A 12,856-nucleotide genomic window follows, 5' to 3' on the forward strand; every position below is an offset into this window, starting at 1 on the left:
ACAAGCGGTGGGCTGAAACTACGAGGCCTAGGTTGCAATTCGCGCTGTCATCAATCAAATTGTTTGTTGTTATCTCAGCTATAAGTCAGGCCGATAAATATGAACCTGTTCCAGCTACGCGCCTTCGACGCCGTGGCCCGTGAGGGCAGCTTTACCCGTGCTGCCGAGCGCCTCTTCATCAGCCAGCCGGCGGTGACCGGGCACGTCAAGGCTCTGGAGGAGCACTACCAGATCACCTTGCTGCGGCGTACTGCACGGCGCGTGGAACTGACCGAAGAGGGCACGCGCCTGGCGGCCATCACGCGCGCCATGTTCGGCCTGGCTGAAGAAGCGCAGGCCATGCTCGAGGCCAACCGTCAGTTGCTGACCGGGCGCCTGGAGGTAGCCGCCGACGGCCCGCACCGGGTCATGCCGATGCTGGCGCTGCTGCGTGAGCGGTACCCTGGCGTCACCGTCAACTTGCGTCTGGGCAATGCACAGGAGACGTTGGCTGCGCTGCTCGGTGAGCATGCCGACGTGGCAGTGCTGACCGAAATCGAGCCGCGCAAAGGGCTGCACCTGCAAAATCTCTGTGAGTCGCGCCTGTGTGCGTTGTTACCCGTGGGGCACGTCTGGGCCAGCGAGCAGGAGGACTTGCCGTTGGCCGACCTGCACCAGCAGATCATGGTGCTGCGCGAACCCAGCTCCACCACCCGGCGCACCTTCGACAAGGCCTGCATCAAGGCGGGCGTGCAACCGCGTGTTTTGCTGGAACTGGACAGCCGGGAGGCGGTAACCGAGGCCGTGGCCTCGCAGCTGGGTATTGGCGTTGTTTCTTCCACTGAAGTGGCCAATGATCCCCGTGTGGTGGCACGACCCTTGGCCGGCGAGGGCCTTGTCAACCAACACGTGATCGGCTGCCTGGAGCGCCGTCGCGAACTGCGCCTGATTCAGGCATTCCTGAGCCTGGCAGCGGGGCTATGATGGCTGTTTGCTGCGGGGCACCCTAGGCTCTGTATGAAAAGCCTTGATACTCGGTGATGCTGCGTTGAAAACAGCCTCGGAATGCTCATTTACAACCCGTAAACTCCGCTTCCTCGGCTGTTTTCGCCTTGCCTGACCTTCGTCTCAAGGCTTTTCATACAGACCCTAAAATGGCCGGCAATCAGCCGACAGGACCGTCGATGAGCGACAAAGACACCATTTCCATGCAGCTGGTGCGCGAAGCGCTGTTGCAGACCTGCCCTGCCGGTGAGCCTGACAGTGGCTTGCTGGCGAGGGCGGGCATCGCCGTTGAACAATTGCACCTGCCAGAGGCAAGGGTCAGTGCCGAGTCCTATGCCCGCCTGTGGCGCTTGCTGGCCCGGCGCTGCAACGACGAGTTTTTCGCGATGGACCCGCGCGGTCTGCGCAGTGGCAGCCTGGCGTTCATGTGCCGTGCCAGCATGGGCCAACCAACCCTGGGTGCAGGCCTGGAAACCTCGCTGGCATTTCTGTCGCTGATGCTTCAAGACATGCAGCCCAGCCTGGTACGCCAGCAAGGCTTGGCCGAAATTGTCATCAACGAGCCGCGTGACGAACCGCGCCGCGCGTTCACCTATTTCACGTTCTGGATGATCGTGCATGGCGTGACCTGCTGGGCGGCCGGGCGGCGTATCCCGATTCTGAGCATTGATCTGCGGTGTACCGAACCACCCTTTTGCGACGACTACCGGGTCATGTTTTCGGAAAACCTGCATTTTGAGCGTCCACGCACACGCATGATCATTGCTTCGCAATGCCTCGACTTGCCCCTGCGGCGCAGCGAGGAGGAGCTGCAGCGTTTTCTGGCCGAAGCGCCGGGCAATATCCTGGTCAAATACCGTGACCCGGCCAGCCTCGGGCGGCGTATCCGCACCGACCTGCGGCGCCTGGCCCCTGCGCAGTGGCCCGATGCTGACCGCCTGGCCCGGCAGCTGTGCCTGTCGCCATCGACCCTGCGGCGGCGCCTGGCAGAAGAGGGGCAGAACTACCAAGGCTTGAAGGACAGCGTACGACGGGAGCTGGCGATCGCCTGGCTCAGCCAGGAAGACCTGGCCATGGGCGAGCTTGCCGAGCGCTTGGGGTTCGCCGACAGCAGCTCGTTCTATAAGGCATTTCGCAAGTGGTTCGGCTGCAACCCAGGGCATTATCGGGCATTGATCCAGGCGCGAGGAGCAGGGCACTGAAGGGCGAACACTTCCCGTCGTAGTGCATTACCCCGCGGGCCCAGAGGGCTTACCGAGCAGGCGCTGATCGAACCCGTTCCCTCTGCCTCCTGGCCCGGCATTTGAACAACATGGTTGGCTTCGTCAAATAGCGGGGGGAACCCACCATGATTATCAACGCGACGGGCCATGACCCATTCATCGGTGCCCGATTACCTGAGTGGCTCAAACGCGCGTCACGGGGCCAGATCAACACCCTGCGCACCAGCCTGAACGCGCACCACGCCAGCCAGGCACGCTTGAGTGGCCTGACGCTTGAGTTACTGCCGCTCCAGCAGTTTGCCGAGAAGCACCTGGCGGCTTTGCTGGATGCACCGTTGCCGGACGGGCAGGTATTTGCCCAGCTCGAATGGCTGCGGGTAGCGCCGCGCTTCGGCACACTGTCAGGTACCTTGCAACAGACATACGGGTACAGCCAGACGCGTGAAAACGGGTTACTGCGGCTGATGCGCAACTTTGCTGCGAATACCCGCTACTACGAGGGCACGGGGCTGGTTTTGCCAGGCAGCGATAAACCATTGAATGCATCGCTGGAAGCATTGATTGCGGCCTGTCGCAATCTGGACGTTGGTCAGCGCTATCAGGACGCGTTGCAAAGGATCTTCCCGCCAGCTACCCAGGCGGTGCTGGCTGAAGACAAACGTTCGGGGTTGAAGCTGGCGACCGAGCTTGCGGCTTTGCAGGGAAACATAAGCGTCGATGTGCAGCTTGCACTGCGTGAGCTGGTGGACCACGGTCAGGAGCGGCGACAACGAGGGCTTGAAGGCAAACCCATGCTGCTGAGGGCACTAGGGAAACCTGTGGTCGATGGCTTGCTGATCCACCTGCATGACAAGACGGGAAATGAACGGGGCATCGTACTTTACCTGCCTGGTGATCCCCGGCAGGCATTGCGGTTCTTCGACAATGCCGCCTCCATGAACAGTACCGTGGCGATGTTGTTGCCAGATCCCGTTTACTGGCAGTACTTCACACAGCTCATCAGCCTTGAGCACCGTGCAGGTTTTGTCAGTACCCTCGGCAAGCGCCTGAAAGACAAGCTGCCGGACCTGGAGCTTGAGGGTGAAACTCCTGAAGGAGGGATCTTCACGCAACTGGCGACTCGGCAAGTGCAACGGGTCAAGAAAGATGCCCGGTTGCTGCTGGTACCGACTGCCGACGCTGATAGCCTGGCGGTAAGCGCCAGACACGCTGAGTGGAAAGCGGCAGGTCTGGACCTGGTAAACCTCGCTGGCTTGTTCATCCCGGCTGTGGGCGGCGTGCTGCTGGGTCAGGTGGTTGCCCAGACGTGCGCTGAAGTGTTCGAAGGGACACGGGATTGGTCGAGAGGGCACCAACACGAAGCGCTGCAGCATCTGCTGGGGGTTGCCGAAACCTTGGCGGCTACCGCTGCGACGGTGGCGGGTGTCAGTTTTGTGCGCAGTGCGTTTGTCGCGGGCCTGGAGCCGGTAAGCCTTGGGAATGGGCGCGGTCGCCTGTGGCAGTTCAACGCCAGGAATTATCGATCACTGCCGGGCGCTATCGACCTGGTTGACGAGGGACGCTATGGCGAGGCGGGCCGCCGCTGGGTCCGTATCGATGGGCGCAACTTCGAAGTGCATCAGCCTATCGCCGATGGCCCCTATCGCCTGCGCCATGTAGCGAGTGAGGGCGGCTACGGGCCGGTCGTGTTGCACAATGGTGAGCGTGGCTGGCAGCTGATGCGTGAGCAACCACTCAGCTGGCAGGCGCCTGCTCGCATGCTGGATGCATTATGGCCACAGCATCCCCCTGTCGACGCACATCAGGCCGAGCAGATCATGCGGGTGGCAGGTATCGATGAAGATTTGTTGCGCGGCGTTCTCGTGGAAAATCGCCCGGCGCCGGTGAGCCTTGGCCAAACCTTGCGCGCCTTCCAGGCGCATGCACGCATTCAAACGTTTTTCGAGCGTGTTCGGCTGAAGGCGTTGGTGCCATCGGACAGTGAACTGCTGGCCTGGTGTGAAGCAAGGCCAGACGTGGGCGCCGGACTGGAGCAGATCCGGGTGCATGAGGCCGGGTTGCGGCCGCAATTGTTTGCCCACCTGACAGAGCAGTCACTTGCAGCAGACCCGCTGAGCATGTTGGTCAAGCGGGACTTCCCGGGTTTGCCTTCGGCCTACATCAATGAAGTAACCAGCCAAGCGCATGAGCTTGAGCACCAAATGGCGCGGGTCGAGCGGCGGCTGCCATTGCCGTGCGCGAACAACGCCCGTTCGCTCTTGCGTCTGGCTCGCCTGAGCCGGGGGCTGGCGGGATTGTATCTGAGCACAGCGTACAGTGATGTCACCGGCGAGTTGGCCCTTGCGTTGCTGGATAGCTTCGAACTCGAGCACCTTGACCTTGACTTGCGTGACAGCGGGCTGGATGGGCGGTCTATCAGGCGCCTCGGTAGCGGCGGGCAAACCGAGGCAAGAAGAATAGTGGTCCGGCATGAAGGCAGGTTTCTGATCTACAACGGGTCAGGTGTGCCACACGTGCTTATTGCTGACGAGCCGGGATGTATCTTCGAGGCGCTTTTTGCCGCACTGACATCAGAGCAGCGGGCAGCGATGCAAGTGGTGGGCAGTGCTGCGGCGAGCCAATTGCGTGAGAAACTTCTGGCGCGGTTACCCGCTTCCCATTGGGATATCGCGCGCATGCTCGGCTGGCCAGAGGAGCAGGCCTGGCTCAATCCAGGGCGTCGCATGGACGATGGGCGCGTGGGATACCCGCTCAGTGGCCGCCCTGGCGCTGCACCCAGGGATGAGCGAGCGATCATTCGTGACCAGCTAAGGTCGCTTTATCCTGGCCTGGACGAGGCCGCGCTCGATGTGGAGCTGGCGCGTGTGCAACAAGGCCCGCAGCCAGTCTTCGAGCGCCTGGTAGAACTGCAGGAAGCCCATGACCAGCTGGTGCTGTACCTGAATCGCTGGGTCGGTGCCGAGTTGCAGGAGGGGCGACGCGCCGCCCGCAGGTTGACGGCCGATAGCATCCTGCGAGCCTGGCGACTGCAGGGCGAGCCTGTTTCGGCCGGCGAGGGGCAAACACAAGGGCAGCGCTTGTCGATGATCGGTTCGGGTTTGCGCACACTGCCGGCACTGCCGCCGAACATCGATTTCCATCGCATTACCCTGCTGAGCGTGAACGACACCCGGATTACTGACATACCGGTCGACTTCCTTCGCCCCTTCACTGCCCTGACGCACCTGAACCTCAACAACAACGCGTTGATGCGTCTACCAACAGGCATTGCCCATTTACCAAATCTTCAATCGCTTCGGTTGGCGCATAACGAGATACGCCTCGATGCCCAGGCGATCGGCGTTTTGCATGGTTTGTCCAACCTTGCGCATCTTGATCTCAGTCATAACCGGCTGGAAGCGCTGGACATGAGCTTCCATCAACTTTCTCGGCTGACAAGCCTGAACCTGCGTTATTGTCGCCTGGGCAGCTGGCCGCGTCGCCTGGAGCTCTGTGGTCTGCTCGAGCGTGCTGACCTGCGCAACAACCAACTCCGCGAAGTGCCCACCGAGATCCAACTGATGCCTTATGCATTTCGACGCGCCATTCTGGTAGAGAACAACCCCTTGTCGGTCATGCAGCAAAGAGGGTTGTATGCACTCGATGTGATCGAAGAGCACCGGCACTCCCCTGAGCAGTTGGGGTCAGTTGACCTGGTCAGGGCCCGTACGCGTTGGGTGGGCCATACGGATGCGACGGTTCAGGCCGAGCGGGAGGACGTGTGGCTGCGGTTGCTGGAGCAAGCGGGTAGCAGTGGGTTGTTCAGGTTGTTGGCTCGCCTGGAGATGACAGCGGACTACAGCGAAGCGGGTGAAGGGCGGGATGCGCTGGTTGACGGCGTATGGACACTGCTGGCTACGCTGGACGGCGACCCGGTGCTGTGCCGGCGGATCTTTGAACAGGCCGGCCGGCCGCTGTCATGTTCGGACGCCGTTGCCAGTCACTTCAGTGCACTGCAAGTATCGGTGAGGCAGGCGCAGGCAGAAGCCGCCGCAGCCAACCCTGAAAGCAGGGGAGAGTTGCTCGAACTGGGCAGGCAACTGTTTCGGCTGGATCAACTGGAAGGGATTGCCTACCAGGATGGCCGGCAGCGTCTGGCTGCCAGTGAACATATTGACCAGTTGGCATTGGGGCTGGCTTACAGGGTGCAACTTCGTAGCCGGTTGCAGCTGCCCAACCAGCCATATGCCATGCGCTATCCCGAAGCTGTCGCGCTGACGCAGGCCCAGATAGAGGATGCGTTCCTGCGGGTTACGCGCGCGCAGACCATCGAGGGCCTGACCGATAGCCTGAGCCAGCGCGCGTTCTGGCGACGTTACCTGCGCCAGCTACATGACCAGATGTTCGATGCCCTCAGTGCGGATTACACGCGGCGTACGCTTGAGCTGCAGGCTCAACGTCCTGTCTTGGTGCCGGCGGCCTTCGAGCAGCAACTACACCGGCTGCAGGCACAGCAGGACCTCGACATCGAACGCCTGGTCGCAGGGCTCACCCAGTCCTACCTGCGTGCAGCCGAGCGCGCAGAGGGGTGATGGGCGGCGGCCAAACCAGTCATCCAGATTGACAGCTTTGGCCATTGCCGCCGCGCATGAGCGGCGCGAACATCGTCGGACCGATGCTTCAACTCCAAAAACAAGAAACCAGGAGTCCGATGATGCGCGATTACGCCGAGGCCGCTCGCACGTTTGACCATGACGAGGCCGTTGTGGCGGCATTGCACGGCAGCCTTGAAGCCCTTAATGCCTGTGTCGAATGCTGTGACCGCCATGCCGGTGACGGCAAGCTGGCACTGATTCATGAAGACCGCGATGGTAACAGCGCGCGCTATAGCTTCGATCAGCTTCAGGTGCAGGCTGCCCGGTTCGCCAATGTGCTAAAGGCGCAGGGGGTAGGCGCAGGCGACCGGGTTGCCGGCTTGATGCCGCGCACCCCCGAACTGTTGGTGACCATCCTCGCTACCTGGCGCCTCGGGGCGGTTTACCAGCCCTTGTTCACCGCGTTCGGCCCCAAGGCCATCGAGCACCGGCTTGAGCAATCCCATGCCCGAGTGGTGGTCACCGATAGCCACAACCGCGCCAAGCTGGACGACGTGCACGCCTGCCCGACCATCATCACTGTCAAGGCCCGCAGTGGTGAGCTGGACTTTCAGCAATGCCTGGAGCGCGCAGCGGACGTATGTGAGCCGGTGATGCGCTCAGGCAACGATCCATTCCTGCTGATGTTCACTTCTGGAACCACTGGCCCGGCAAAACCCCTGGAAGTGCCACTGCGTGCGATCGTCGCGTTTCAGGGCTACATGCGTGATGCCATCGAGCTGCTGCCCGAAGACAACTTCTGGAACCTGGCCGACCCGGGTTGGGCGTACGGCTTGTATTACGCCGTTACCGGCCCATTGTCGCTGGGGCATGCCACCACGTTCTACGATGGCCCGTTCAGTGTCGAGAGCTGCGCCCGGGTGATCGACAAGCTGGGCATCACCAACCTGGCCGGCTCGCCGACCGCGTATCGCTTGCTGATTGCGGCGGGCAAAGATTTTTCGGTTCCGATCAAGGGCCGCCTGCGGGTGGTCAGCAGTGCCGGCGAACCGCTTAACCCCGAGGTGATCCGCTGGTTCGCCGACGAGCTGGGCGTGACCATTCACGATCACTACGGCCAGACCGAACTGGGCATGGTGCTGTGCAATCACCATGGTCTGCAGCACCCGGTGCACCTGGGCTCCGCCGGTTATGCCATCCCCGGCCACCGCATCGTGGTGCTGGACGAACAGGGCAACGAGCGGCCAGCCGGCCAGCCAGGCATCCTCGCCGTTGACCGCGAGCAGTCGCCGCTGTGCTGGTTCGGCGGTTACCACGGCCTGCCGACCAAAGCCTTCGTCGGCAAGTACTACCTCAGCGGCGACACTGTCGAGCTGAACCCGGATGGCAGCATCAGCTTCGTTGGCCGTAGCGACGACGTGATCACCACCTCCGGTTACCGGGTGGGGCCGTTCGATGTGGAAAGCGCGTTGATCGAGCACCCGGCGGTGATCGAAGCCGCGGTGATCGGCAAGCCCGACCCGGAGCGCACCGAGCTGATCAAGGCGTTCGTGGTATTGGCCAGCGGCTACGCCGGCAGCGTCGAGCTGGAAGAAACCTTGCGCCAGCACGTGCGCCAGCGCCTCTACGCGCATGCCTACCCCAGGGAAATCGAATTCGTCAGCGAGCTGCCCAAGACCCCGAGCGGCAAGCTGCAACGCTTCATCCTGCGCAACCAGGAAGTCGCCAAACAACAAGTGCAACAGGCCACCCCTGTCAGCGTCTGAAAGGAAAGTACTCATGCACATAGCCAATAAACATTTCATCGTCAGTGGCGCCGCTTCCGGGCTGGGTGCCGCGACTGCACAGATGCTGGTCGAGGCTGGCGCCAAGGTCATGCTGGTCGACCTCAATGCGCAGGCTGTCGAAGCCAAGGCCCGCGAACTGGGCGACAACGCCCGTTTCGCCGTGGCTGATATCAGTGACGAGCAGGCGGCCCAGTCGGCTGTCGATGCAGCTGTCAGCGCCTTTGGCAGCTTGCATGGGTTGGTCAATTGTGCCGGCATCGTCGGTGCCGAGAAGGTGCTGGGCAAGCAGGGCCCGCATGGCCTGGCCAGCTTCGCCAAGGTCATCAACGTCAACCTGATCGGCAGCTTCAACCTGTTGCGTCTGGCTGCGGCGGCCATGGCCGAAGGGGCTGCCGATGAGAGCGGCGAGCGAGGGGTCATCATCAACACGGCCTCCATTGCCGCCTATGACGGCCAGATTGGCCAAGCCGCCTACGCTGCCTCCAAGGGTGCCATTGCCAGCCTGACCTTGCCGGCTGCGCGCGAACTGGCACGCTTCGGCATCCGCGTGATGACCATCGCTCCGGGCATCTTTGAAACACCTATGATGGCCGGCATGAGCGATGAGGTGCGTGCTTCACTGGCTGCCGGCGTGCCGTTCCCGCCCCGCTTGGGCCGCCCGCAGGAATACGCCGCGCTGGCCCGCCACATCATCGAGAACAGCATGCTCAACGGTGAGGTCATCCGCCTCGACGGTGCGCTGCGCATGGCTGCCAAGTAAGGAGAGCGAACATGACCCTCGCCAATGACCCCATCGTTATCGTCAGCGCCGTGCGCACGCCCATGGGCGGGTTGCAGGGCGACCTCAAGAGCCTGACTGCGCCGCAACTGGGCAGCGCCGCCATTCGTGCTGCCGTGGAACGTGCCGGCATCGATGCCGCCTGTGTCGAGCAGGTACTGTTCGGCTGCGTGCTGCCGGCCGGCCAGGGCCAGGCGCCGGCACGCCAGGCCGCGCTGGGCGCCGGGCTGGACAAACACACCACCTGCACCACCCTGAACAAGATGTGCGGCTCGGGTATGCAAGCCGCGATCATGGCCCATGACCTGCTGCTGGCCGGCACCGCAGACGTGGTGGTGGCGGGTGGCATGGAAAGCATGACCAACGCGCCGTACCTGCTGGACAAAGCACGTGGCGGCTACCGCATGGGCCACGGCAAGATCATCGACCACATGTTCATGGACGGCCTTGAAGACGCCTACGACAAAGGCCGCCTGATGGGCACCTTTGCCGAGGACTGTGCCCAGGTCAATGCCTTCAGCCGCGAGGCCCAGGACCAGTTCGCCATCGCCTCGCTGACCCGAGCGCAGGAAGCCATCAGCAGCGGCCGTTTTGCCGCCGAGATCGTGCCGGTGGAAGTCACCGAGGGCAAGGAAAAGCGCGTCATCAAGGATGACGAGCAGCCGCCCAAGGCGCGCCTGGACAAGATTGCGCAGCTCAAACCGGCGTTTCGTGAAGGCGGCACCGTGACGGCGGCCAACGCCAGTTCGATTTCCGACGGCGCTGCGGCGCTGATACTGATGCGCCGCTCCGAGGCCGACAAACGTGGCCTCAAGCCATTGGCCGTCATCCACGGTCACGCCGCCTTTGCCGACACCCCGGCGTTGTTCCCGACCGCCCCGATCGCCGCGATCGACAAACTGATGAAGCGCACCGGCTGGAACCTGGCCGAAGTCGACCTGTTCGAGATCAACGAGGCCTTCGCCGTGGTCACCCTGGCGGCCATGAAACACCTCGACCTGCCACACGACAAGGTCAATATCCATGGCGGCGCCTGCGCCCTCGGTCACCCGATCGGCGCTTCTGGCGCACGTATTCTGGTCACCCTGTTGTCGGCCTTGCGCCAGAACAATCTGCGACGGGGTGTGGCGGCCATCTGCATCGGCGGTGGCGAGGCCACGGCCATGGCTGTTGAATGCCTGTACTGAGGTGAACCATGCTGGTAAATGACGAGCAACAACAGATCGCCGACGCGGTTCGTGCGTTCGCCCAGGAACGCCTGAAGCCGTTTGCCGAGCAATGGGACAAGGACCATCGCTTTCCGAAAGAGGCCATCGACGAAATGGCCGAACTGGGCCTGTTCGGCATGCTGGTGCCCGAGCAGTGGGGCGGAAGCGACACGGGTTATGTGGCCTATGCCATGGCGCTGGAGGAAATCGCTGCGGGTGATGGCGCCTGCTCGACCATCATGAGCGTGCACAACTCGGTGGGTTGCGTGCCGATCCTGCGCTTCGGCAACGAGCAGCAGAAAGAGCAATTCCTCACCCCGCTGGCGACAGGTGCGATGCTCGGTGCTTTCGCCCTGACCGAGCCGCAGGCTGGCTCCGATGCCAGCAGCCTGAAGACCCGTGCACGCCTGGAGGGCGACCATTACGTGCTCAATGGCAGTAAGCAGTTCATTACCTCGGGGCAGAACGCCGGCGTCGTGATCGTGTTTGCAGTCACCGACCCGGAGGCCGGCAAGCGTGGCATCAGCGCCTTCATCGTGCCGACCGATTCGCCGGGCTACCAGGTAGCGCGGGTCGAGGACAAACTCGGCCAGCACGCCTCCGACACCTGCCAGATCGTTTTCGACAATGTGCACGTGCCAGTGGCCAACCGGCTGGGTGCGGAGGGTGAAGGCTACAAGATCGCCCTGGCCAATCTTGAAGGCGGCCGTATCGGCATCGCCTCGCAAGCGGTGGGTATGGCCCGCGCAGCGTTCGAAGTGGCGCGCGACTATGCCAACGAGCGCCAGAGCTTTGGCAAACCGCTGATCGAGCACCAGGCCGTGGCGTTTCGCCTGGCCGACATGGCAACGAAAGTTTCCGTTGCCCGGCAGATGGTATTGCACGCTGCTGCCCTTCGTGATGCGGGGCGCCCGGCGCTGGTTGAAGCGTCGATGGCCAAGCTGTTTGCCTCGGAAATGGCCGAAAAGGTCTGTTCGGATGCCTTGCAGACCCTGGGTGGTTATGGCTATCTGAGTGACTTCCCGCTGGAGCGGATCTACCGCGACGTTCGGGTTTGCCAGATCTACGAAGGCACCAGCGACATTCAGCGCATGGTCATTGCGCGCAATCTTTGAAGGAGCAGACTGCATGGCATTCGAAACCATCCTGTTGGACATCCACGGCAAGGTCGGCCTGATCACCCTCAACCGGCCGCAGGCGCTCAATGCGCTGAACGCGCAGATTGTCGGTGAGATCAACCAGGCCTTGGACCAGCTTGAGCGCGACCCGAACATCGGCTGCGTGGTACTGACAGGCTCGGCCAAGGCCTTTGCCGCTGGCGCGGACATCAAGGAAATGGCCGAGCTGCAATACCCGCAGATCTACGTCGACGACCTGTTCAGCGACGCTGACCGCATCGCCAATCGCCGTAAGCCGATCATTGCTGCCGTGTCTGGATTTGCCCTGGGCGGCGGCTGTGAGTTGGCGATGATGTGCGACTTTATCCTCGCTGCGGACAATGCCAAATTTGGTCAGCCGGAAATCAACCTGGGCGTGCTGCCGGGCATGGGCGGTACCCAGCGCCTGACGCGTGCGGTGGGCAAGGCCAAGGCCATGGAGCTTTGCCTGACCGGCCGCCTGATGGGGGCGGAAGAAGCCGAGCGTGCAGGTTTGGTGGCGCGGATCGTGCCGCAGGCAGAGCTGGTGGAAGAGGCGCTGAAGGTGGCGGCGACCATTGCCAGCAAGTCGATTCCGGTGAGCATGATGGTCAAGGAGAGCGTCAACCGAGCATTTGAAGTCACCCTCAGCGAGGGGGTTCGTTTTGAGCGTCGTGTCTTCCATGCGGCGTTCTCCACCGAAGACCAGAAAGAAGGCATGGCCGCATTCATCGCCAAGCGAGAGGCACAGTTCAAGGACCGTTGATCAGACTCGGTTCGTTGCCGTTGCCGTTGCCGTTGCCGTTGCCGTTGCCGTTGCTGTGGCTTTTGCTTCTAAGTGCGCGATAGTTCAGGCGACGCGGATTGCGACTTCAGGAGGCCGAGCGTAGGGCTTGCGAAGGGAGGTGACGGGCATGGATGCCCGTCAAGCGCTGAGGCCCCATGGATGGGGCCTGCAGCGCGTACTCCCGGGAGCAAGACCGTAGCGAGGGAACCCCGGAGCGCAGCGCAGGGGCCGGATGATAGGAGCCAGCGTTTTTTGGTTACTTTTTGTCGCGTTTGACAAAAAGTGACCCGCCGTAAGGGCGGAAAGGTGACTGTGCGCCACCTGCGTGAATGAATACCTACTCGATGTGAATGCCCACATCCAAGAAGCAAGAAGCAAG

At 62.3% G+C, this 12,856-nt stretch carries 8 protein-coding genes; all 8 read left to right on the forward strand.

Translation table 11 applies throughout. From position 1 onward, the window contains the following. The first annotated feature begins 99 nt into the window (after positions 1-99). Entirely contained in the window at positions 100-963 is an 864-nt protein-coding gene (locus tag ACF8Q6_RS19485) for a LysR substrate-binding domain-containing protein (RefSeq protein ID WP_392490218.1), read from the forward strand. A gap of 200 nt (positions 964-1,163) precedes the next feature. After that, positions 1,164-2,186 carry an AraC family transcriptional regulator gene (locus tag ACF8Q6_RS19490; protein ID WP_392490219.1) on the forward strand — a complete coding sequence of 341 codons (1,023 nt, stop codon included), beginning with the start codon at positions 1,164-1,166 and terminating at the stop codon, positions 2,184-2,186. A gap of 146 nt (positions 2,187-2,332) precedes the next feature. Next, positions 2,333-6,778, forward strand: coding sequence for an NEL-type E3 ubiquitin ligase domain-containing protein (locus ACF8Q6_RS19495; RefSeq protein WP_392490220.1), 4,446 nt, complete (start codon positions 2,333-2,335; stop codon positions 6,776-6,778). Positions 6,779-6,900: 122 nt separating this feature from the next. Further along, positions 6,901-8,547: an acyl-CoA synthetase gene (locus ACF8Q6_RS19500; protein WP_392490221.1), complete on the forward strand. Its 1,647-nt coding sequence runs from the start codon at positions 6,901-6,903 to the stop codon at positions 8,545-8,547. Between the two features lie 13 nt (positions 8,548-8,560). Beyond that, positions 8,561-9,328: an SDR family NAD(P)-dependent oxidoreductase gene (locus ACF8Q6_RS19505; protein ID WP_003250091.1), complete on the forward strand. Its 768-nt coding sequence runs from the start codon at positions 8,561-8,563 to the stop codon at positions 9,326-9,328. 11 nt (positions 9,329-9,339) lie between these two features. Then, on the forward strand, positions 9,340-10,533 hold the full coding sequence (locus ACF8Q6_RS19510) for an acetyl-CoA C-acyltransferase (protein ID WP_392490222.1): 1,194 nt from the start codon (positions 9,340-9,342) through the stop codon (positions 10,531-10,533). An 8-nt stretch (positions 10,534-10,541) separates the two neighbouring features. Next, positions 10,542-11,669 carry an acyl-CoA dehydrogenase gene (locus ACF8Q6_RS19515; protein ID WP_012053107.1) on the forward strand — a complete coding sequence of 376 codons (1,128 nt, stop codon included), beginning with the start codon at positions 10,542-10,544 and terminating at the stop codon, positions 11,667-11,669. A gap of 13 nt (positions 11,670-11,682) precedes the next feature. Beyond that, positions 11,683-12,456, forward strand: coding sequence for an enoyl-CoA hydratase (locus tag ACF8Q6_RS19520; protein ID WP_003250095.1), 774 nt, complete (start codon positions 11,683-11,685; stop codon positions 12,454-12,456). Positions 12,457-12,856: the final 400 nt, after the last annotated feature.

The sequence above is a fragment of the Pseudomonas sp. GLN_2 genome, from assembly GCF_043106005.1.
GTDB classification, from domain to species: Bacteria; Pseudomonadota; Gammaproteobacteria; order Pseudomonadales; family Pseudomonadaceae; genus Aquipseudomonas; species Aquipseudomonas alloputida.